A 20,293-nucleotide genomic window follows, 5' to 3' on the forward strand; every position below is an offset into this window, starting at 1 on the left:
ACCACCCCCGCGCCACGATGATGTCCGGCAGCCCGATGAGAAATGTGACCCAGATCACTCATTTCAGAGAACCGTAAGCGCGGAGGTGGCGTCTTGCCGGGTGTGAAGCACAAGCCACCCAGGGAGCCGGACGAGGAACGCCTCCTCCGGCGCACCGCCCGCGGTGATCGTGCGGCGTTCGAAGAGCTCTACCGCCGCACCTCGCCGTGGCTCGCGATACGCCTGCGGCACCGCTGCTCCGATGACCAGATCATCGCGGAGGTGATGCAGGAGACCTACCTCGCCGTGTGGCGCGCCGCGGGTTCGTTCGCGGGCGTCGTCGCCGGCGGTTCCGCCGTGGGCTGGGTGTGGACGATCGCGGTGCGCCGCCTCATCGACGCGTTCCGGCGGCGGGCGCATCACGCGCATCCGCCGCCGGGGGTGCACGAGTCGCTGTCCGCGCCCGCCGCCGAGGAGGAGGCGCTGGCGAGCACGGTCGGCGATTCGGTGGGCGACGCCTTGCGCAGTCTCGCGCCCGAACTGCGCGAGGTCCTGCAAGCCATGGCGCTCGACGGATTGTCGGTACGGGAAACCGCGATCCTGCTCGGCTTGCCCGAGGGCACGGTCAAAACCCGGGCCCGCCGCGCCCGGATCGCGATGCGGGAGGCGTTGTCGTGAAACCAGGACTGTCTGAAGGAGGTCAAGCCATGAACCACGTATCCGACCGGATGCTCGCCGGCTACGTCGCCGGCCGGGACCTGCCGGGCGACGAGGCATGGGCGATCGAAGGGCACCTGGAGAACTGCGCGCAATGCCGGGCGCGGCTCGCCGGCGCGTCCACCGCCGAGGTGACCGGTCTGCTCGACACCGTGTGGGCCGGGCTGGAACCGGACCTCGCCCAAGCACCGCAGCCGATGCCGCGCCGGGCCGCGGCATGGCTGCATTGCTGGGCGACCCCGGTGATGATGCCGTGGCTGTTGATGGTCCTCGTGGTCGGCGCGCTGTCGGTCTACCTCGACCGGTCACTGCACGACGGGCTGTCGTTCGTGCAGTTGCTTTCCCCGGTGCTGCCGGTCTTCGGGGTGGCGGCGGCGTGGACCCGCGGGCTCGATCCGTCGTACGAACTCACCGCGGCCACCCCGCGCGCCGGGCTGGAGCTGATCCTGCGCCGGACCACGGCGGTCGTGGTGCCGGTGCTGGCGGTGCTGCTCGCCGCCGGCTGGCTGGTCGGCGCGCGGATGGGATTCGGGCTGTTGCCGAGTCTCGCGTTCACCACGGGGACTCTCGCGCTCGGCACGTTCATCGGCGTCGCCTGGGCGGCGTCGATCCTGGTCGGCCTGTGGCTCGGCGCGCTGGTGGTGCCGAGCGTCGCGTTCGGGAGTTCGGTCCTGCTACAGGACGTCGCCTGGCCGGGCTGGCTGGCGGCCGCTGTCGTCGCGACCGTGTTCGTAGTGCTTCGCCGGAACACCTTCACGCAGCTTGCTGCGCATCACTGACGGAAACGAGAGGGGACACCGATGCGGGCTGTGGAAGCCGCCGAGGTCGCTCCGGCGACCTACGCCTGGGAAATCCAGGCACAGGGACTGAAAGTTCGGGTCGGCCGCAAGAAGATGGCGGTCGACGGCCTCGACCTCGCGCTCGGCACGGGCGTGCACGGGCTGCTCGGGCCGAACGGTGCGGGCAAGACCACCTTGATCCGCACCCTGGCCACGGTGCTGCGGCCGACGGAAGGCAAGCTGGCGCTGCTCGGAGAGCCCGTCGGGGGGCACTTCGACCAGCGCGGCCTGCGCCGCCGGATCGGCTATCTGCCGCAAACCTTCGGGTACTACAAGCGGTTCACCGTCCGCGAGTTCGTCGAATACATGGCGTGGCTCAAGGAAATGCCCAAGCGCGAGGTGCCGGGCGCGGTCCAGCGCGCGATCGAGCGGGTCGGTCTCGCGGAACGCGCCGGGGACAAAATGAAGACCCTGTCCGGCGGCATGATCCGCCGGGTCGGCATCGCGCAGGCGATCGTGAACGACCCGGTGGTCCTGCTGCTCGACGAACCCACCGCCGGGCTCGATCCGGCGCAGCGGCTGCGTTTCCGGGAGCTGCTGCAGGAAATCGGCAGGGACGCGTGCGTCGTCGTGTCCACCCACCTGGTCGAAGACGTCGCCGCGGCGTGCTCGGACGTCGTCCTGTTCGCCGGCGGGAAGCTGGTTTTCCAAGGCACGCCAGCCGATCTGGCCTCGGCGGGCAGCGAGGCGGACGTCGGCGACAGCCCGATCGAGCGCGGCTATTCGGCGCTGCTCGGCCACGCACAGGGAAAGGGGTCCTGGTGATGAGCGTGTTCCGGATCGAACTCCGGCGCACCGTCGCGCCCTGGGTTCCCGTCGCGATGCTCGTGGTCAGCCTGGGACTGCTGCTGTTCTCGCGCGGGCCGTGGAGCCACGGTTCCGCAGCCTGGAACGAGACCTGGCTGACCGCAGTGCGGTGGCCTCGCTATCTGCTGGTGCTGATGTGGCCGATCATCGTCGGAGCCGCGGCGATCCAGGGCATGCGAGATGCCCGCGCGGGAGTCGTCGAACTGTTCGGCTCCACGCCCCGGCCCTCCGGGCAGCGAGCCGCCAAGCTCGGCCTTGCCCTCGGTCTCGCCGCGGCCGTGGGCTATCTGGTGCTCGTCGCCGCCGGGGTCGGGCAGGTCGTGGCGACGGGCGGATTGTTCACCACGGCGTGGGCGATGCAACTGGTGCTCGGGGTGCTGTCCGTGCTCGCCGGTGTCGCGCTCGGGCTCGGCGTCGGGCGGCTTCTGCCGTATCCGATCACCGCACCGGCGCTGGCCGTGCTCGTGCTGGCAGGCGGCCTCTTCACGCAGGTGTCGGGGGTGAACGGGGTGGCGTCGAACGCGGTGGCGTTGCTGGGGATCGGGCAAGTGGCGCCGCATGGCCCGTTCGATCTGCCGAAGCCCGCGGTGGAGATCGGGCAGCTGGCCTGGCTGCTCGGGATCGCCGCGGCCGGAATCGTGCTGCTGCTGGCCCGTTCGGCGCGGATCCGGGTGCTCGCGCTGCTCCCAGTGGGGGCCGGGCTGGCGGTGGCTTTGCCGCTCTTCCCCGCGTCGTCGGCCGAAAACTACGTCCCGGACGAGACGGCAGCCGCTCTCGTCTGCGACGGTCCGGTGTGCGTGACGCGCTTGCACGAGGACTGGTTGTCCACTGTGGCCAGTCCAGGCAAGGAAGTCTTGCAGCGCCTGGAGAAGCTGCCGCAACACCCGACTCGGGTAGTGGAATCGACAGAGCCGTACCGGGACAACAAGGTGGGCCCGCGAGATCCGTCCCGGGTGCTGCTGCAGAAGGACAACTACGTGTTATCCGACAAAAGCGGCCCCCGCCTCACCATGACGCTGCTTAGCGGTGCCGGGACAACGCAATGTCACGCGGCGTCCTACGGAGGTGAGCGAAACGACCGGGAGGACGCTGCGCGCTGGGTAATGGCGCAGTGGCTGGTCGGCTCGTACTCTCCGCCGTCTTCGTACGTTGCGCCTCAGGCATGGACGGACTCAGCGTGGGCAGCCCTCAACGCAGTACCAGAGCCGGAGCAGACCGCCCGCGTGGCCGCCGCTCGGCAACTGGAACTGACCTGCACCGGTGACCCACTGAAGGTCCTCATGGAAGGTGCCCGCTGATGCGGTGGACAGCGCTGTACGCGCGTTCGCGCCACCTCGCAGTGTCGCTGGCGGCGGTGTTGCTCTGTGCCGTCGTTCTCCCGCCGCTGCTGGGCGACAACTGGGCGACGCTCTTCGCGACCTTCACCCTCGGTGCCGCGGTCGCGGTGGCAGGCGTGGGTCTCAGCGGACAGGACATCGACCTGGACCGCACGGCCTCTTTCCGCTGGCCGCCCCGACGGCTCGGGCACCTGCTGCTGATCGGGGCGGTAGCCGGTGGAGTAATGATTGCGGCACAAGGCTTTGTCGACCACCCCATGGAATCCGGCTGGATCCTCCGCAACGCGGCCGGGCTCATCGGCCTGACCGGGCTGGCGGCCACGCTGTTCGGCGGCCAGTTCGGCTGGACGCTGCCCTTGGGCTGGGCGATGACGGCGATATTCGTCCCGAGCGCTGTCGGCCAGGTCTACGACTTCGTGGCTTGGCCTATGGCGACGGCAGCCTCCGCCGCGGCGTGGTGGACGGCCGGGCTGCTGTTCGCGGCGGGAACGGCGGCGTACACGGTGGCGGGTGCGCGCAGATGAACCAGCGGAACGTCGAGCCGGGCGCAGTCCCGTCCCTCCCCCGGGCAGGGGCGGGACTGCGGACCGGCGCGGCGTCAGACGTTCCGGTTGTTCGGCTTCACCTCCAGCGGCTCGCGGTCGGGATCTTCGATGCCGAGGCTGATGATGCGTTGCGGGTGAATGCGGATGACGGCTCCGTCGAGGTGGCCGTCCGGTTCGAAGGCGTCCGGCACCGCTTCTGCCCGGCCGCGGATCTCCAGGCAGCGGATGCGCATGGGGCTCGTCGAGGGCTGGTCGTCGATCACGATGGCGACCTGGCCGTTGTCCTCGACGTTGCGGTATTTCCGGCTTTTCGTGAGGTGGTACCCGGACACGTCGATGGTCTGCGTCTCCGGGTTCCAGGTGAACGCGACCGGGCTGACCTGCAGAGTTCCGTTCGGCTGCTGAGTGGCGACCCGGGCCAGCGGCTGGGTGGCCAGGTAGGTGAGTTCCGCTTCGGTGAACATGCACCTACCGTGCAAGTTCAAGCTTGCTTGAAGTCAAGCGCACGCGCGGAATCACGTGCTCGGCGAACCGCCGCATCTCCGCTTCGAAGGGCTGAAATTGCAGCATAAACGTCTCGATTCCCAGGTCAGCCCACTCGCGGATCCGCTGGGCGACGGTGTCGTAGCTGCCGACCAGACCGGCCGCGGTGCCGCCGTTCGTGCCGATGTGCGGGTACTTCGCGAACGTCTGGAACATCACCGCCTTCGGATCGGCGTCCGCGACCAGCGCCTCCCACCGCGCCTTGCCCGCCTCCGCCAGTTCCCACAGCGCCGCCAGCTCCGCTTCCGCCTCGGCGTCGGTTTCGCGAGCCACCACGAACGCGGACAGTCCAAATCGGACCGGCGCTACGGCGCGCGGTCGGGCGGCGACGTCCGCGATCAGTTCGGCGACGTTCTCCTTCGGCTGCCCGTTGATGAACCACACGTCGGCCTTGTCCGCGACCAGCGCCCGCGCCGGGTCGGATTCGCCGCCGACGTACACGGTCGGTGCCGAAGCAGCAGGTCGCAGCTGGTACCCGTCGACCTGGAAATGCTTGCCCTCGAACGAAACCCGCTCGCCGGCCAGCAGCCCGCGCACGACACTGATCCATTCGCGGCCGTACTCGTACCGCGCGTCGTGCTCGGCGAACGGAATGCCCGCCCGGGCCAGCTCCGGCTTGTACCAGGCGTTGACGAGGTTCAGCCCGAACCGGCCGCCGCTGATCTCCTGGATCTGCAGGGCCTGCTTCGCCAGCACCACCGGGTGCACGAGATACGGCTTGATCGCCGCGATGATCTCGATCCGCTCGGTGAGCGCGGCGAGCGCCGCCGCGGACGTCCACGTTTCCAGCTGGTCCAGTTCGTCGCCGAACGGGTTCACGACGTGCTGCGCGATGAGCGTCGAATCGAAGCCGAGCCGGTCGGCCTCGACGATCAGCCGCCGGTTGCGCTCCCAGCTGGCGTCCACCGGATCGTCCGGATGATCGAACGGGCCCCACGACCCGTAGACGACCGCCCACACCCCGAACCGCGGCTGTGCCACAGCGACCACGACCGAACTCCTCACCTCGCGCGGATGAACGCGGTCACCGTCGCTTGCCCGGAAGGCACCGGCAACCGGTCCCACGCAGTGGCGGGGCGGGGAGGTTTGTACTGGTCAGGCGAAGAGCCCGTCACCCCAGTTGCTGGTCAGGGTGAGGCCAGGCGGGATCGCGAAGTGCGCGGAACCGGTGTGCTGCAGGTACTCCATCATCGCGTCCTTCGACGACAGCACCTGCTGCATCGGGACGTACTGCGTGCGGGTGTCCCGGTTGAACGCGAGGAAGAACAGCCCCGCCTCGAGGTGCCCGACTCCGTCCGAACCGTCGACGAAGTTGTAGCCGCGGCGCAGGATCTGCACGCCCTTGCGGGTCTGGCGCGAGGCCAGCCGGATGTGCGCGTCCTCGGCGATCAACGGGGTCCCGCCCGCGCCGCCGACCTGCAGGTCGACCTGGTCGAACTCGCCGGTCTGCCCGAGCGGGGCACCGGTTCCCTTGGTGCGCCCGACAATCTGCTCCTGCCCGGCGAGCGTTTCGCGGTCCCAGGTTTCGATGTGCATCCGGATCCGGCGGGCGACGAGGTACGTGCCGCCCGCCATCCACGCCTGTCCGTCGCCGGCCTGCGCCCACACCTGGTCGCGGAGCACGTCGGTGTCCTCGGCCTTGATGTTGTTGGTGCCGTCCTTGAAACCGAACAGGTTGCGCGGCGTCTGCTGCGAGCGCGAGGTCGACGAACTGCGGCCGAACCCGAGCTGCGACCAGCGCACCTCGGTGACGCCGAAGCCCAGCCGCACCAGGTTGCGCACCGCGTGCACCGCCACCTGCGGATCGTTCGCGCAGGCCTGGATGCACAGGTCGCCGCCGCTGCGGGCCGGGTCGAGCTTGTCCTTCGGGAACGCGGGCAGGTCGATCAGCTGCGGCGGGCGCTTCGCGGCGAGGCCGAACCGGTCGTCGAAGAGCGAGGGGCCGAAGCCGATCGTCAGCGTCAGATCGGAGGCGGGCAGGTCGAGCGCCTCGCCGGTGTCGTCCGGCGGGGCCTGCGCGGACCCGCCGAGCGCGCCGTTCGGGCCGACGTCCTGGCCCGCGGTCATCCGCCGTGCCGCGGCCGTCCAGGTGCGCAGCAGTTCGCGGAGCTTCTTGACGTCCTTGGTGGTCACGTCGAGCGCGGCGAAGTGCAGGTTCTGCTGCGTCGGCGTGTCGATCCCGGCCTGGTGGTCGCCGTGGAAGTCCACAGTGGACGTCGCGGCCGCGGCCGGGGTGTCGCCGCCGAGCCGGTCGAAGCCCACGCCGGCCGCCGCGCCCGCGCCCGCCAGCGCGACCCCGGCGCCGGCGAGCCCGAACAGCTTCCGGCGGGAAACCTGCGTTCCCTCCTCGGTCACTTCGACACGACCTCCGCGACCTTGCTGAGCGGCTCGCTCAGCGCGTCGACCGCCGAGGCGAACGCCTTGATCTGGTCCTGGGAGAGTTCGTTGTAGTACTTGAAACCGTCCCCGGAACGGGTCTTGTCCAGCAGCCCCTGCACGTTCGCGAACTCCTTGTCCAAAGTGGACACCAGAGCCGCGTCGCGCTCCTGGATGATCGGCCGCAGCGCGGCGATCGCGCCCTTGGAACCGTCGAGGTTGGCCTGGAAGTCCCACAGGTCGGTGTGCGAGAAGGTCTCCTCCTCGCCGGTGATCTTGCCGGTGGCGACCTCGTCCATCAGGCCCTTCGCGCCGTTGGCCAGGTCCAGCACACTCAGCTGCAGCGTCTTCGCCTTGGCGACCAGCGCCTTCACGTCGGTGAGCAGCTTGTCCGCGATCTGCGGGCTGTCCGGCTTCAGCCCGGTGCTCCACAGGTCCTTCTCCAGCCGGTGGAAGCCGGTGAACTGCTGGCCGGGCTCGAGGTCGGCCTCGCGCGCGTCGACGGCCGGGTCGAGGTCGCCGAACTTCTCCGCGACCGGCTCGATCCGCTCGTAGAACACGCGGGTGCGCGCGTACTCGGCCTTCGCCTCGTCGACCTTGCCCGCCTTGACCGCGGCGACGAACTTCGCCGTTTCGGTCTCCAGCGCCGAGCTGTTGTTCTCGACGTAGGTCGCGTAGCTCTTGGTGGCAGCGGCTTTCTGTGCGCTTGCGCTGTTCTGGCTCTGCGCGCCGCCGGTGACGGTGAAGTCGCCGCGGATGCCGTTGCCGACCATGCCCGGCTTGCACGCCGTCTGGTACTTGCCCGCGTCCGGGACCTCGACGATGAGCCGCCGGTTCAGCCCCGGCGCGATGTTCTCGACCTCGCCCATGATCCGGTCGCCCTCGGCGTAGAGGTAGAACTCGGTGACCTTGCTGCCCTTGTTGGCGATCTCGAAGGTCAGGTTGCCCGCGGCGGCGGTCGTCGCCGACACCGAGCAGGCGGTGTCGGACGCCTCGACCTTGATCGGCCCGCCCGCGGCCGCGCCGGAGGGACCGGACGCGGAGTTCGTGCTGTCGCAGGCGGTCAGCGCCACGAGGGCGCCGAGGCCGGTGAGCACAGCCGTCGAGGTTTTGCGGAACTGGGGCACGATCACTCCTTGGCGGCGGCCGGGGCGGCCGGAGCCGCCTCGGTCTTGTTCTTGCGGGCAGGCTTGAGGAACAGCGGCAGCACGATCGCCACGTAGGCGACCCACGCGATCGCTTGCAGCACAGTGGTTTGCTGCGAATAGTTGAAGATCCCCTTGAGCAGCGCGCCGTACCAGGAGGTTTCCGGCAGCGTGCTCGACGCGTCGAAGGCGAGCGTGGTCAGCCCGGGGATGAACCCGGCTTCCTGCAGGTCGTGCAGGCCGTAGCCGAGGACGCCGGCGGCGACGAACACCAGCAGCACGCCGGTGATGGTGAAGAACTTCGCCAGGTTGAACCGCACCGCGCCGCGGTAGAGCAGGTAGGCGAGCACGACCGCGGCGGCGATCCCGATCACGAACCCGATCAGCGGCTGCAGGGTGTCGGACTGCGCGGTCTGCACGGCCGAGTAGAAGAACACGGCGGTTTCGAGCCCCTCGCGACCCACCGCGAGGAACGACAGCAGCAGCACCGCCGCCGGACCGACCTTGAGCGCGTCCTCCATCTTGCCGCGCAACTCGGCCGCGATGTGCCGGGAAGCCTTGCGCATCCAGAAGATCATTGCGGTGACGAAGACGACCGCGACGATGGAAAGACTTCCGCCGAGCAGTTCCTGATGCTCGAAACTCAGCTGCGCGGTGCTGTAGGTGAGGATCGCGCCGACACCGACCGACAGCAGTACCGCCGCGCCGACGCCCGGCCACACGAACCGCAGCGCGTGCCGTCGTTCGGTCTTCACCAGGAAGGCGACCAGGATGCTGACCACAAGCGCGGCTTCGAGGCCTTCGCGCAGCCCGATGAGCGCGCTGGAAAACACCACTGTTCAGCCCTCCTTCGACTACCTGACCTGATGTTTTTAGGTAAGGCTTGCCTGTAAGTCCAGAGGAAAGTTCGCTGAGTGGGTCCGGCAAAATACGCAAAACGGCGTTCTGACGGGAGTTAGGTTAGGGTAACCGCAGGTCAGAGCGTCGCCGACAGGTCACGTAACGAATTGTGTGACCTGGGCGGCTCAAGCGGGGAGTTAACCATCCGCTTGCCATTCGCCCAGTCCAGCGTCCCCCGGGCGGGTTCATCAGTAACCTGTCCGAGTGGCCGATACCACTCAGCCGACTATTACGCCGTCTCCGGCGGTTCCGCCGCGCCGCTACCCGAGCCGGATCGCGTTCGCGCTGGGTCTGGTGCTGACCGGGGTCGTGCTGGTGGTGACCATCGGGATCCGCAACCCGAACCCGCCCGCCCCTCCCGCCGCGGCCGCTCCGCCGCCGGTGGCGACCAAGGCGGAACCGCGCCCGCAACCCGGCTCCGAAGCCCCGCGAGTCGGCTTGGCCGCGCCGCCGGACCGCCCGCTCGTGTCCGACCAGGCAGAGCTGGACGCGTGGGCAACCCGGGTCGCCGGAAAGACGCGACTGGACGCGCGAGTGCTCGCCGCGTACGGGCGCGCGGAAATGTGGATGCAGCGGCAGAAACCGTCGTGCCACCTGTCGTGGGCGACGCTCGCGGCGATCGGAAATCTGGCCTTCGGAGCGGAGAAACCCGGCCCGGACGGCACGTTGACGCTGAACCCCGGTCCCGCGGAAGGCCCGGACACCGACACCGGAAAACTCGACGGCGACCGCACCGCCGACCACCGCGTCGGCCCGCTGCGGATCATGCCTGCCGCCTGGCACAAACACGCCCAGCGAGCGAACGGCGACGGCAAAGCCGCGGACCCCCGCAACCTCGACGACGCGGCGTTCACCGCCGCCCGCTACCTCTGCTCCGGCGACGACGACCTGGGTGCCCCGGCGGGCTGGTGGAAAGCGATGCTGCTCTACAACCCGGCGGTCAACTACGTGCAGGACGTCTTCACCGCGGCGGATTCGTATGCGGCCGAGAGCGTGGCGCCCTGAGCTGACTGGGTGGGTCGGCGGAGGCATGGTCACTTCGGCCGGTTCCCTGTGTGGCGGCGAGTGTGGAGCGCCTGAGCTGGCTGGCTGGCTGGGTGGGTCGGAGGAGGCATGTTCACTTCGGCCGGTTCCCTGTGCGGCGGCGAGTGTGGAGCGTCGAACTGGCTGGCTCGGTCGGTGGCGGTTCGGCCAGCCTGCCTCGATTCGGCACGGGCCATCTGGCTGGCCGTCGCTGATGGGCGGCCGAAGCAGCTTGCTCGTGGCCTGTCTGCGCGCGGCACTCCGTGCAGGCACGTTCAGCGGTCGAGCGCGCCCCTGCCTCCGCGCCCGTCGCGTGCTTCCTCAGAACAATCCGGTCCCGGCGAACGGCCGAGACCGTGGCCTGCTCGGCAAAATCGGCAGTTAGTGCGTCGACAGAGCGGCGCTCACTCGCACCGGTTTCTGCGGCAGAGCCTCGGCGCGCACGGGCTGCTTGCGCGGCTGGACCGGGTGGCGTTCGTTGAATTCCACGAGCGCCGGCGCCAGCGCCATCAGCACCAGCACGAGCAGCCCGGCGGTCGCTCCGATCACGGTCAGCGCGGTCATGTCGGCCTCCTCTAATCGCTCTCTGTGATGACACCAAGGATCGCGCTTCGCCCGGTCTGCCCGGATCGGCCGACTGGCCGAGCCGGGTCGCCGGATGGCCAGGCTTCCCCGTTGCCCTGTTCACTTCAGAAGACGCGCCGGGGCCGCGCTGGATCCGGTGGTTGCACGCGAGTGCCTCCGCGGGTGCACGTTCGGGACACGCGGGCTCAGCGGTCGCTCAGCGTGATCCTCGCCCTGACCTCGCTGATCGCCTCGAGATACTCCGGCACCGGGTTCATCGCCGACGCCATCCGCAGTTGTGCGAGCGCCTCGGCCAAACGGCCGAGGCGCTGGAGGGTGCGGCCGAGCACGAACCGGGCGTAGTGATCGGTGGGGTCCAGTTCCAGGACGCGGGTGAAGGCGCGTTCGGCGCGGCGCAGCTGGGCGGAGTGGAAGTACGCGCGCCCGGCGAGCAGTTGCACGCTCGGCTTGTCCGGCTCGTCGGCGAGCAGGGGTTCCAGCTCTTTGAGCGCGTCGAGAGGGCGTCGCCGCGCGACCAGATGCTCGGCGTTGCGGAACCTGCGGAAGCGCGATTCGCCGTCGGGTTCGGGGGCTGCTGCGGCGTCCGTCATGGTCGCTTCACGATACCGGCGCGGAGGGCGTTGCACGACCGTCAGACGAGTCGTGATGGACTGTTCCGCCATGAGCAGCGATCAGGAACCCGATTACGTGGGACTGGCGCCGTACCTCTACTACAGCGATGCGACCGCCGCGCTCGCGTGGCTGACCAGGGTGTTCGGCTTCACCGAGGAAGTCCGTTTCGAGGACGGGTCCGGCGAGGTTTTCCAGGCGACGCTGCGCGCCGGCGACGCGCGTCTGCAGCTGGCCGGGGTCGGTCCCGAATACTGGGAGGCCAAGGGCGTCGAGGGGCCGGTCGGGCAGTTGAACGTCGTGTACGTGACCGACGTCGACGCGCAGCACGAGCGCGTGTCCGCGGCGCTCGGCGAGGACGCCGCGCCGGAACCGCCCCAGGACCAGCCTTACGGTGCGCGGATCTTCACCGTGGCCGATCCGGGCGGCAACAGCTGGACGTTCTGGCAGCAGGTGACCGACCAGGTCGAGCTGCCGTCGGGGTGGCGCGAGGTCCGGCCGGAGGACCAGGAGGCCGAGGAGACCGGCGAAGTGCCCGGCTGAGCTGGAGAACACGCAGCGGAACGGCCCCGCACCGGCCTGGCCTCCAACGGGTGAACCCGCTGGGCGGTTACTCTGGGCGGCGTCACCGCAGGCACGACCCACCAAGGAGCAGAGCGTGGCTCTCATCGAGCAGGTAGGCGCGCGCGAGATTCTCGATTCGCGCGGGAACCCGACCGTCGAGGTGGAGGTGGCGCTCGACGACGGCACGCTGGCCCGAGCGGCGGTGCCGTCCGGGGCGTCGACCGGCGAGCACGAAGCGGTCGAGCTGCGCGACGGGGACACCGGCCGCTACAACGGCAAGGGCGTGGAGCGCGCAGTCGCCGCGGTGCTCGACGAGATCGGCCCGGACCTGGTCGGCGTCGACGCGGTCGACCAGCGGATCGTCGACCAGAAGCTGGTGGACCTCGACGGCACGCCCGCGAAGTCGCGGCTGGGCGCGAACGCGATCCTCGGCGTTTCGCTCGCCGTCGCGAAGGCCGCCTCGGAATCGTCCGAACTGGAGCTGTTCCGCTACCTCGGCGGGCCGAACGCGCACGTGCTGCCGGTGCCGATGCTGAACATCCTCAACGGCGGTGCGCACGCCGACACCGACGTCGACATCCAGGAATTCATGATCGCGCCGATCGGCGCGGAGTCGTTCCGCGAGGCGCTGCGCTGGGGCACCGAGGTGTACCACGCGCTGAAGGGCGTGCTGAAGAGCCGCGGCCTGGCCACCGGCCTCGGCGACGAGGGCGGTTTCGCGCCGAGCCTCTCCAACAACCGCGAGGCGCTCGACCTGATCCTCGCCGCGATCGAGAAGGCAGGCTACGCGCCGGGCCGTGACGTCGCGCTCGCGCTGGACGTCGCTGCGACCGAGTTCTACTCCGACGGCGCCTACACCTTTGAGGGTTCGAAGCGCAGCGCGGAGCAGATGTCCGCGTACTACGGCGAACTGCTGCGCGACTACCCGCTGGTGTCCATCGAGGACCCGCTGAGCGAGGACGACTGGGACGGCTGGGTCCAGCTGACCTCCGAGATCGGCGACAAGGTCCAGCTCGTCGGCGACGACCTGTTCGTCACCAACCCGGACCGGCTCGAGGAGGGCATCACCCGCCGCGCGGCGAACGCGCTGCTGGTGAAGGTCAACCAGATCGGCACGCTGTCGGAGACGCTGGACGCGGTGTCGCTGGCCACGTCGTACGGCTACAAGTCGATGATGAGCCACCGGTCCGGCGAGACCGAGGACACCTTCATCGCCGACCTCGCGGTCGCGACCGGCGTCGGCCAGATCAAGACCGGCGCCCCGGCCCGCGGCGAGCGGATCGCGAAGTACAACCAGCTCCTGCGCATCGAGGAAACCCTCGCGGACGCCGCGCGCTACGCCGGCGACCTCGCCTTCCCGCGGTTCAGCGCGGAGGCCTGAGGGGCACATGGCCGACCGGGGGAGGGCGCGCAGCCGCCGCGACGGCCGGGCAGCGGGAAGCGGGTCCAGCAGGGCCCGCCGTCCCGCGTCGGCCCGGCGCCGCACCGGCGCGGGCACGACGGAGACGACCAGGGCCCGGCTGCGCCGCGGCCTGGCGGCGAAACGCGCCTCCGGTGCGGCCAAAGTGCTCGGCATGTCCACCACCCGGCGCGCCGCCGTGGTGGCGATCGTGGTGTGCGCACTGGCGTTCACCGTCGCGGTCCCGTTGCGCACCTACCTCTCCCAGCGCTCCGAGGTCCGCGACCAGGAAGCGCAGCTCGCCCAGCTCCAGCACGAGGTCGCCCAGCTGCGCGACCGCAAAGCCCAGCTGAGCGACCCGGCCCAGATCGAGGCGGAAGCCCGCCGCCGGCTCCGGTACGTGAAACCAGGCGAGACCCCGTGGATGGTCCAGCTGCCCGAGGACCAGCCCGGTTCGCCGACGGCCGCCCAGCCTGGACAGCAGCCCGCTCCGCAGGCGCCTTGGTACGAGAACCTGTGGGCGCAGGTTTCCGGGGGTTGAGGTGCCTGGCCGGGTGCGGTTCTTGCACGCGGTGCTTGCTGGCGGTTGGTTGGGGCTGCTGATCGGCTGAGGTTGGCGGCTGGGCGAGCCTCACTGGCTGGGTGAGGTTGGTGCCTGGCGGGGTTCACTAGCCAGGCGTGGTCGTTGACCGGGCTGGACCGTTGACGGGGCTTTTTCGGCCAGGTGCAGGACGACTTCCGCGCCTTCCGGATGCTTGATCCCTGTCGCGGCGGGTCGAGGCTTGGGCGTCATGGTTGACGGGTGCCGTGCGTGCGGTTCTGATCGTCGATCGGCGTTTCTGATTCTCCTTTTCTCTTCGATGGCTTGATTTCGTGGCGAAGCTTCGACTGCCTTCCACGCTAACCACATCGGAAGGGTGGCGGAGGGCGATGCGGCGAGTTGTCCACACGGTGTGCCGGTTGTGGACAACTCGGCCGTTTCGGCGGAGGTCGCGAGGGGGTGGTCGGACGGCAGCATTAGCCTGGAGAGCGTGAACAGCAGCACGGAGACACCCCGATTCGAGCCCGTCACCGATGCCGACCGGGAGGTCATCGCGCAGCAGCTTGGACGCCCGCCGCGGGCTTTGCGGGCGGTGGCCGCGCGGTGTCCCAGCGGGCATCCTTCAGTGGTCCAGACCAGTCCGCGATTGGAGAACGGCACGCCGTTCCCGACGTTGTATTACTTGACCTGCCCTCGGTTGACGTCGATGGTGGGCACGCTGGAAGCGTCCGGCGTGATGAAGGAGATGACCGAACGGCTCACCACCGACCCGGAACTCGCGGCGACCTACCAGCGCACGCACGAGACGTACCTCGCTGAGCGGGATGCCATCGAGTCGCTCGGCACGCAGGTGACCGCGGGCGGGATGCCCGGGCGGGTGAAATGCCTGCACGTCCACCTCGCGCACACCCTCGCGGCCGGACCCGGGGTGAACCCGTTCGGTGACGAGACCCTCGCCTGGGTCCGCGAACAGGGCTGGCCGACGGGCGACTGCGCCGGGTAACGCTCCGGTCTCGGGCGCGGATAGGCACAGCAGAGGCCGGTGCCCGCCTGGGTGGGAATGCTTCGCGGCGCGCACCGGAGCTTCACACCGAGCAGGCGAGCCCGAGTGCACCGCCGGGCGGGCCGGGGAGGGGCGGAAAGTGCGGGTGCCACGCAGACCTCGGCGATCGGTGCGCGCTGAGGGTTCTCCTGCTGCGGGCGGTCAGGTCGAGCCGGTCGCGGACGGTGGGGGCGGGCCGATCGCGCACGTAGCGGACGGGCCGATCGAGGAGGGTGCGGGCGAGCCAGCCGCGGACGGGGCGGGCGAGCGGGTTGCCGGTAGCGCGGGTGAGCGGGTTGCCGACGGTGCGGCGGCTGCTGGTGCTGAGGTGGCAGTTGCCGACGGCGCGGGCAACGGCGGCGAACTAGCTGGCGAAGCGGTTGCCGCCGATCCAAGGGGCGACCGCAGCGACGGTGACGTCGCCGATGAAGCAATCGCCGACGCAGCGGACGGTGAAAACAGCACGGAACTAGCCGCCGAAGAAACCGGCGAAGCGGCAGCCGCTCAGGCGAACCCGGCCCGAACCAAAAGAACCCCACCCCTCATCGGACCCCCGCCGGAGAAAGCGCGGTTGATCGGCCGAGCCAGGATCCGGGCTCGGCGGGGGCGTTATCGCGCTCGGCGGGTGGCGTCGCGGCATCGCACGGCCGTCGCAGTGCTCACCGGGCTGCTGGGAGTGCTTCCGGCGACCGTAGGCGCGGGCGTGGTCGTCGGCTGGGTCGGGCGGATGCCCGTCGTGCACTCGGCGGACGTCATGCCTGATCAGGGGTACGACCCAGGCATTCGCGGCGTCTCCGTCGACGGGCGGTTGCCTGACGCGCCTGCACCGGTCCCACTGCCTGCGTATGACCTTCCGGACGGGCCACTCGGGATTCCGGCTACTGCGCTTGCTGCGTATCGGCATGCGGGGGACGTCTTGGGGAAAGAGCAGCCGGCGTGTCATATCGACTGGGCGCTCGTCGCGAGTATCGGGCGGATCGAGTCGGATCACGCGCGTGGTGGGTATGTCGACGCCGCTGGGACCACGCTCCAGCCGATTCTTGGGCCGCAGCTCAATGGCACGGGGCCGTTCGCGGCGATTCCCGATACCGATCATGGAGTTCTCGACCAGGATCCGGTGTGGGATCGCGCGGTGGGGCCGTTCCAGTTCATCCCCGCGACCTGGCGGACCTACGCGGCGGACGGCAACGGGGACGGCAAAGCTGACCCGGGCAATCTCTTCGACTCCTCGCTCGCGGCGGCGCGTTATCTCTGCTCCGGCGGGCTCGACCTGGCCAATCCGGATCAGCTCAGGACCGCGATCTACCGCTACAACAACTCCGACGCCTACGTCACCACGGTCATTCTCTGGGCCGAGGCTTACCGCAAGGGCGTCGCGCAGGTGCCGGACAGTCCGGTTCCGGCTACCACCAGTTCCGCGCCGCCTGCGAGTCCGGGGGAGCGGCCGAGGACTACCGACTTGCCGCCGGTTGCCACGGGTGGTCCGTCCGTGACGCCTACTGGGTTGCCGCCGCAGAACAGTCCGAGCGGGACGCCTCCGGGCAGTACGTCCGGTGCGCCGAGTACCGACTCCAGCACTCCGACCTGCGGATCCAGTACCTCGACGACGCCAGCCTCGACACCGCCGTCGACGACTTCGACCTGTACCTCGTCGTCGAACGGCAATCCGTCGAGCAGTGCCACGGCTCCTGGCTGACAAACAGGTAGCCTCGATGACAAACCTCGCCACACCGCAGGGGAGACGATGAGTCTTCGTCAGTTCGAGTACGCCTTGGCGGTCGCCGAGGCGGGGTCGGTGACCGCTGCGGCTGAAGTGCTGCACGTCGCTCAACCGTCCGTTTCGCAGCAGATTCGGGGGCTCGAGCGGGAACTCGGCGTGCAGCTCTTCTCCCGTACGCCCACCGGGCTCGTGCCCACCGTCGTCGGGCGGGCGTTTCTCCGGGACGCGGAGGTCGCGGTGCGGGCCGCGCGGCGGGCGCAGGCTACCGCGCGGGCGGGGGCGGACGAGCTGGCCGGCGAGTTGCTCGTTTCGGCGCAGATGGGGTTGGGGACTCGGCAGTTGCCGGGGGCGCTGGCCGCGTTGCGGCGGAAGTATCCGCGGCTGGCCGTGACCGTTTTCGAGGAGCCGAATCCGGCTGAGCTGGAGCAGCTTGCCCGGCGCGGGGTGCTGGATCTCGCGTTGCTCGGCTCGGCGTGTGACGAGGGCCTGTACGAGGGGCACCACCTCGGCGACGAGGAGTTCGTGGTCGTCCTCGGCACCAGCCACCGGTTGCTCAAGAAGGACCGGATCGCGTTGCGGGAGCTGGAAGAAGAGCAGTGGATCAGGTTCGACCCGGCCAGCGCGCTCGAGGGGTTCCTGACCGAAGTGTTGCGCGACAACGGTTTGAAGCCGACGGCGGTCGCGCGAGTGTCGCAGACCTCGACAGCGGTGCGGTGGGCCGCGCACGGGCTGGGAGTGACGCTCGTTCCGGCGTCGGCGGTGCCCGAAGGACATGAGCACCTCGTCCGGCCGGTGTTTCCGGTCGTGTCCCAGCCCGTCGTCGCGGCGGTCCGGCCCGGGGCGGGGCCCGCGGAGATGGCGTTGCTCGAGTTTCTGCGGCAGGAGACCTGGTATCAGCCGGTGTCTCCGGCTGCCTGAAAGCTCAGAGCTGCGTGTCGCCGCCGTCCACGACCAGTTCGATGCCGGTGGCGAAGGTGGCGTCGAAGGCCAGGAACGCGACGGCGCGGGCGATCTCTTCGGGGGTGCCCAGCCGTTTCATCGGGTTCGCGGCGGCTCGCGCGGCCTTGAACTGCGCGGCATCCTCGGCCGACATCCCGGCTTCCAGGATCTCGGTGTCGATGGGGCCGGGGCTGATCGCGTTGACCCGGATGCCGCGCGGGAGCAGTTCGGCGGCGAGTGTGCGGGCCATCGAACGCAGCGCCGCCTTGCCTGCCGAGTAGACGCTCGTTTCCGGCAGTCCCATGACGTTCGCCGTGGACGTGGTCAGCACGACGCCCGCTCCCGAGCGCAGCAGCGGCGCGAGCTTCTGCACGGTGAAGTACGCGCCCTTGACGTTCACCGCGAAGTCCGCGTCGAACTGCTCCTCGGTGACCGACGCGAACGGTGCCGTCCGGGCCATCCCGGCGTTGACGAACAGCGCGTCGACCGGGCCGGGTACCTGGTCGGCCAGCGCGTCCAGATCGGAGAGCAACGCCACATCGCCGCGGACAGCCAGCGCGTCCTCGCCGAGTCGAGCCAAAGCCGCGTCGAGGCGGGATTGGGAACGGCCGGTGATGATTACCCGCGCTCCGCCGTCGGTGAACAATTTCGCGGTGGCGAAACCCATTCCGGTGCTGCCGCCGGTAATGACCGCGGTTTTGCCCTGATATGCATTCATCGCGGGTATTCGCCTCCGTCGACGGCCAGTCCGCTTCCGGTCAGCCAGTTCGCCTGGTCGGACAGCAGGAACAGCACCGCGTTGGCGATGTCGTCGGGTTCGCCGTCGCGGCCGAGCGGGACGTCGGGGAGAGCGAAGCCGGACGACAGGCTCGCCCACTGCTCGCGCGTCGCCACACCGCCGGGGGTGGCGGTCCGGCCGGGGGACACGGTGTTGACGCGGACGCCGGACGGGGCCAGTTCGGCGGCCAGGCCCTGGCTGTAGGCCTCCAGCGCCGTTTTCGCCGCCACGTAGTGCAGGAACGGCGGGAACGGCGGACGGATCGCGGCGGTGGAGACGTGCACGATCGCGCCCGATCGGCGGTCGCGCATGCCCGGGGCCAGCAGCGCGTCCAGGCGGACCGCGGCCAGCAGGTTGACCGACAGCGCGTCCTGCCATTCGTCGTCGGGGATCGCCAGCGCGCTGGGGTGCGGACGCGCGCCGCCCGCGTTGTGGACCAGCAGGTCGACGCCGCCGAGGACCTCCTGGGCAGCGGCGGCGACCGTCTGGGCGCCGGCCTGCGTGCGGACGTCGGCCTCGACGAAGGACGCGCCTTCCGGCACCGGTCCCGCCGACCGGGCGGTGGTGAGCACGGTCGCGCCCGCGGCCAGCAATTGCGCCACGATCGCCGCGCCGATTCCGCGGGAACCGCCGGTGACTACCGCGCGCTTTCCCGCAATCCCGTAATCGGGCATGCCACTAAACCTTTCGATAAAAGAAGAAGAAAAACCGCCGTGAACAGAAATGCGGCGAACACGTCAACCGTACGGCCGGAAAAGCGAGAAAGGCAAAGACCAAATGTCGGCGAGGGGGCATAGGGCCCGCCTATGCCCGCCTCGCCCGCGAAGCGCCGGAGACCAAGTAAGGTCGGGGACATGCCTCGGGTAGCTGCGATCGACTGTGGGACCAACTCCATCCGTCTGCTCGTCGCCGAGTTGACGCCGCGCCACGACGGCACGGTCGACCTGCGCGACCTGCACCGCGAGATGCGCATCGTGCGGCTCGGCCAGGGCGTCGACGCCACCGGCAGACTCGCGCCGGAAGCGCTCGAACGCACCCGCGCCGCGCTCGCGGACTACACCGTCGCCGCGCGGCGCAAGGGCGTCGAGAAGGTGCGCATGGTCGCCACCTCCGCGACCCGCGACGCGAGCAACCGCGACGAGTTCTTCGCGATGACCCGCGAAACGCTCGGCGTCGAGGCCGAGGTGATCAGCGGCGACGAGGAAGCCCGGCTGTCCTTCACCGGCGCGGTCGGCGAGCAGGACCCGGACGACGGGCCGTTCGTGGTCGTCGACGTCGGCGGCGGCTCCACCGAACTGGTCCTCGGCACCTGGAACGGCCGCGAGGCCGAGGTGATCGCCGCGAAATCCGTCGACATCGGCTGCGTCCGGATCACCGAGCGCGCGCTGAAGGGCGACCCGCCGACCGCCGACGAGATCGCCGCCGCCCGCGAATTGGCCCGCGGCATCCTCGCCGAGGCGTTCGACATCGTGGACGTCGCGAAGGCCCGCACCTGGATCGGCGTCGCCGGCACCGTGACCACGTTGTCAGCGGTTTCGCTCGGCCTGCCCGAGTACGACTCCGAGCGCGTCCACCTGTCGAAGCTGTCGCACGGCGAGATCGACCAGCTTGCCGGACAGCTGCTCGCGGCCGACCGCGCGACCCGTGCCGAGAACCCGGTGATCCACCCCGGACGGGTCGACGTGATCGGCGGCGGCGCGGTCGTCGTCCAGGTGCTCGCGGAGGAACTCGCCGCGCGCGGTGGTCCGGACCAGCTGGTGGTCAGCGAGCACGACATCCTGGACGGCATCGCTTTGTCGCTCGCCTGAACGCTCCGCAATGCCGGGGTCACCAGCCGCGCGCACCCGTACCAAAACCACCGAAAGTCATCAAGCGCAGTTAGTTGTGAGCTGACCGGGTGATGAA

22 protein-coding genes and 1 pseudogene are annotated in these 20,293 nt (G+C 69.8%); 13 read left to right on the forward strand and 10 right to left on the reverse strand.

What is annotated here, in order from left to right; genetic code table 11:
- Window positions 1-102: 102 nt before the first annotated feature.
- From EIZ45_RS31555 to EIZ45_RS31575, 5 genes are read left to right on the forward strand one after another with little or no spacing between them, the layout of a single operon-like run.
- Window positions 103-657, forward strand: coding sequence for an RNA polymerase sigma factor (locus tag EIZ45_RS31555; RefSeq protein ID WP_037820232.1), 555 nt, complete (start codon window positions 103-105; stop codon window positions 655-657).
- A 29-nt stretch (window positions 658-686) separates the two neighbouring features.
- Window positions 687-1,475 carry a zf-HC2 domain-containing protein gene (locus tag EIZ45_RS31560; RefSeq protein WP_037820233.1) on the forward strand — a complete coding sequence of 263 codons (789 nt, stop codon included), beginning with the start codon at window positions 687-689 and terminating at the stop codon, window positions 1,473-1,475.
- 21 nt (window positions 1,476-1,496) lie between these two features.
- Window positions 1,497-2,300: an ABC transporter ATP-binding protein gene (locus EIZ45_RS31565; RefSeq protein ID WP_037820234.1), complete on the forward strand. Its 804-nt coding sequence runs from the start codon at window positions 1,497-1,499 to the stop codon at window positions 2,298-2,300.
- The gene (locus tag EIZ45_RS31570) at window positions 2,300-3,640 is read left to right on the forward strand and encodes a hypothetical protein (protein ID WP_134667515.1); all 1,341 of its coding nucleotides are present in this window, start codon (window positions 2,300-2,302) and stop codon (window positions 3,638-3,640) included. Before EIZ45_RS31565 ends, EIZ45_RS31570 begins: the two co-directional genes overlap by 1 nt.
- Window positions 3,640-4,203, forward strand: a complete 564-nt coding sequence (locus EIZ45_RS31575) for a hypothetical protein (protein WP_134667514.1) — start codon at window positions 3,640-3,642, stop codon at window positions 4,201-4,203. Before EIZ45_RS31570 ends, EIZ45_RS31575 begins: the two co-directional genes overlap by 1 nt.
- A 74-nt stretch (window positions 4,204-4,277) precedes the next feature.
- Here EIZ45_RS31575 and EIZ45_RS31580 read toward each other — a convergent pair whose 3' ends face one another.
- The 5 genes from EIZ45_RS31580 to efeU form a co-directional block, all read right to left on the reverse strand.
- Window positions 4,278-4,688: a PPOX class F420-dependent oxidoreductase gene (locus EIZ45_RS31580; RefSeq protein WP_037820238.1), complete on the reverse strand. Its 411-nt coding sequence runs from the start codon at window positions 4,686-4,688 to the stop codon at window positions 4,278-4,280.
- Between the two features lie 4 nt (window positions 4,689-4,692).
- The gene (locus tag EIZ45_RS31585) at window positions 4,693-5,757 is read right to left on the reverse strand and encodes an LLM class flavin-dependent oxidoreductase (protein ID WP_240690847.1); all 1,065 of its coding nucleotides are present in this window, start codon (window positions 5,755-5,757) and stop codon (window positions 4,693-4,695) included.
- A gap of 105 nt (window positions 5,758-5,862) precedes the next feature.
- A complete protein-coding gene (efeB, locus tag EIZ45_RS31590; protein ID WP_134667513.1) occupies window positions 5,863-7,122 on the reverse strand; it encodes an iron uptake transporter deferrochelatase/peroxidase subunit in 1,260 nt (419 codons plus the stop codon).
- A complete protein-coding gene (efeO, locus tag EIZ45_RS31595; RefSeq protein ID WP_134667512.1) occupies window positions 7,119-8,270 on the reverse strand; it encodes an iron uptake system protein EfeO in 1,152 nt (383 codons plus the stop codon). The genes efeB and efeO overlap by 4 nt, the downstream gene beginning before the upstream one ends.
- 2 nt (window positions 8,271-8,272) lie before the next feature.
- Window positions 8,273-9,124 (reverse strand): iron uptake transporter permease EfeU, encoded by an 852-nt coding sequence (gene efeU, locus EIZ45_RS31600; protein ID WP_037820241.1) that lies wholly within the window; start codon window positions 9,122-9,124, stop codon window positions 8,273-8,275.
- Window positions 9,125-9,392: 268 nt separating this feature from the next.
- Between efeU and EIZ45_RS31605 the strand changes: the two genes are divergently transcribed.
- Window positions 9,393-10,193, forward strand: coding sequence for a murein transglycosylase (locus EIZ45_RS31605; protein WP_134667511.1), 801 nt, complete (start codon window positions 9,393-9,395; stop codon window positions 10,191-10,193).
- A gap of 399 nt (window positions 10,194-10,592) precedes the next feature.
- On the opposite strand, the gene EIZ45_RS31610 is transcribed toward EIZ45_RS31605, so the two are convergent.
- Entirely contained in the window at window positions 10,593-10,775 is a 183-nt protein-coding gene (locus tag EIZ45_RS31610) for a hypothetical protein (RefSeq protein ID WP_037820244.1), read from the reverse strand.
- A gap of 206 nt (window positions 10,776-10,981) precedes the next feature.
- Entirely contained in the window at window positions 10,982-11,386 is a 405-nt protein-coding gene (locus EIZ45_RS31615) for a tetratricopeptide repeat protein (RefSeq protein WP_037820246.1), read from the reverse strand.
- Between the two features lie 70 nt (window positions 11,387-11,456).
- On the opposite strand from EIZ45_RS31615, the gene EIZ45_RS31620 reads away from it, so the two are divergent.
- The 5 genes and pseudogenes from EIZ45_RS31620 to EIZ45_RS47710 form a co-directional block, all read left to right on the forward strand.
- Entirely contained in the window at window positions 11,457-11,948 is a 492-nt protein-coding gene (locus EIZ45_RS31620; protein WP_037820310.1) for a glyoxalase/bleomycin resistance/extradiol dioxygenase family protein, read from the forward strand.
- Window positions 11,949-12,063: 115 nt separating this feature from the next.
- Window positions 12,064-13,350, forward strand: coding sequence for a phosphopyruvate hydratase (gene eno, locus EIZ45_RS31625; RefSeq protein ID WP_037820247.1), 1,287 nt, complete (start codon window positions 12,064-12,066; stop codon window positions 13,348-13,350).
- 193 nt (window positions 13,351-13,543) lie between these two features.
- Window positions 13,544-13,909, forward strand: coding sequence for a septum formation initiator family protein (locus EIZ45_RS31630; RefSeq protein ID WP_078870811.1), 366 nt, complete (start codon window positions 13,544-13,546; stop codon window positions 13,907-13,909).
- A 481-nt stretch (window positions 13,910-14,390) separates the two neighbouring features.
- Entirely contained in the window at window positions 14,391-14,912 is a 522-nt protein-coding gene (locus tag EIZ45_RS31635) for a DUF501 domain-containing protein (RefSeq protein ID WP_199818177.1), read from the forward strand.
- 793 nt (window positions 14,913-15,705) lie between these two features.
- Window positions 15,706-16,155, forward strand: a pseudogene (locus EIZ45_RS47710) (hypothetical protein); the annotation flags it as partial.
- 155 nt (window positions 16,156-16,310) lie between these two features.
- On the opposite strand, the gene EIZ45_RS47715 reads toward EIZ45_RS47710, so the two are convergent.
- Entirely contained in the window at window positions 16,311-16,634 is a 324-nt protein-coding gene (locus EIZ45_RS47715; protein ID WP_370318207.1) for a hypothetical protein, read from the reverse strand.
- A gap of 61 nt (window positions 16,635-16,695) precedes the next feature.
- On the opposite strand from EIZ45_RS47715, the gene EIZ45_RS31645 reads away from it, so the two are divergent.
- The gene (locus tag EIZ45_RS31645; protein ID WP_134667510.1) at window positions 16,696-17,589 is read left to right on the forward strand and encodes a LysR family transcriptional regulator; all 894 of its coding nucleotides are present in this window, start codon (window positions 16,696-16,698) and stop codon (window positions 17,587-17,589) included.
- 4 nt (window positions 17,590-17,593) lie between these two features.
- Here EIZ45_RS31645 and EIZ45_RS31650 read toward each other — a convergent pair whose 3' ends face one another.
- Both EIZ45_RS31650 and EIZ45_RS31655 read right to left on the reverse strand, forming a co-directional pair.
- A complete protein-coding gene (locus EIZ45_RS31650) occupies window positions 17,594-18,328 on the reverse strand; it encodes an SDR family oxidoreductase (protein ID WP_134667509.1) in 735 nt (244 codons plus the stop codon).
- A complete protein-coding gene (locus EIZ45_RS31655) occupies window positions 18,325-19,062 on the reverse strand; it encodes an oxidoreductase (protein ID WP_134667508.1) in 738 nt (245 codons plus the stop codon). The genes EIZ45_RS31650 and EIZ45_RS31655 overlap by 4 nt, the downstream gene beginning before the upstream one ends.
- 180 nt (window positions 19,063-19,242) lie before the next feature.
- Here EIZ45_RS31655 and EIZ45_RS31660 point away from each other — a divergent pair, with 180 nt between their 5' ends.
- Complete coding sequence (locus EIZ45_RS31660) at window positions 19,243-20,196, forward strand: Ppx/GppA phosphatase family protein (RefSeq protein WP_043836576.1); 954 nt, start codon at window positions 19,243-19,245, stop codon at window positions 20,194-20,196.
- The last annotated feature ends 97 nt before the right edge of the window (window positions 20,197-20,293 follow it).

The organism is Amycolatopsis sp. CFH S0740, from assembly GCF_004522315.1.
Lineage (GTDB): Bacteria > Actinomycetota > Actinomycetes > Mycobacteriales > Pseudonocardiaceae > Amycolatopsis > Amycolatopsis nivea.

What these genes read in the sequence shown, in the direction of transcription:
- EIZ45_RS31565 (WP_037820234.1), top strand. Translation starts at nt 1,497, where the DNA reads ATGCGGGCTGTGGAAGCCGCCGAGGTCGCTCCGGCGACCTACGCCTGG.
- EIZ45_RS31650 (WP_134667509.1), bottom strand. Translation starts at nt 18,328, where the DNA reads ATGAATGCATATCAGGGCAAAACCGCGGTCATTACCGGCGGCAGCACC.
- EIZ45_RS31630 (WP_078870811.1), top strand. Translation starts at nt 13,544, where the DNA reads ATGTCCACCACCCGGCGCGCCGCCGTGGTGGCGATCGTGGTGTGCGCA.
- EIZ45_RS31580 (WP_037820238.1), bottom strand. Translation starts at nt 4,688, where the DNA reads ATGTTCACCGAAGCGGAACTCACCTACCTGGCCACCCAGCCGCTGGCC.
- EIZ45_RS31560 (WP_037820233.1), top strand. Translation starts at nt 687, where the DNA reads ATGAACCACGTATCCGACCGGATGCTCGCCGGCTACGTCGCCGGCCGG.
- EIZ45_RS31610 (WP_037820244.1), bottom strand. Translation starts at nt 10,775, where the DNA reads ATGACCGCGCTGACCGTGATCGGAGCGACCGCCGGGCTGCTCGTGCTG.
- EIZ45_RS31655 (WP_134667508.1), bottom strand. Translation starts at nt 19,062, where the DNA reads ATGCCCGATTACGGGATTGCGGGAAAGCGCGCGGTAGTCACCGGCGGT.
- EIZ45_RS31615 (WP_037820246.1), bottom strand. Translation starts at nt 11,386, where the DNA reads ATGACGGACGCCGCAGCAGCCCCCGAACCCGACGGCGAATCGCGCTTC.
- EIZ45_RS31620 (WP_037820310.1), top strand. Translation starts at nt 11,457, where the DNA reads ATGAGCAGCGATCAGGAACCCGATTACGTGGGACTGGCGCCGTACCTC.
- EIZ45_RS31570 (WP_134667515.1), top strand. Translation starts at nt 2,300, where the DNA reads ATGAGCGTGTTCCGGATCGAACTCCGGCGCACCGTCGCGCCCTGGGTT.
- EIZ45_RS31575 (WP_134667514.1), top strand. Translation starts at nt 3,640, where the DNA reads ATGCGGTGGACAGCGCTGTACGCGCGTTCGCGCCACCTCGCAGTGTCG.
- EIZ45_RS31660 (WP_043836576.1), top strand. Translation starts at nt 19,243, where the DNA reads ATGCCTCGGGTAGCTGCGATCGACTGTGGGACCAACTCCATCCGTCTG.
- EIZ45_RS31645 (WP_134667510.1), top strand. Translation starts at nt 16,696, where the DNA reads ATGAGTCTTCGTCAGTTCGAGTACGCCTTGGCGGTCGCCGAGGCGGGG.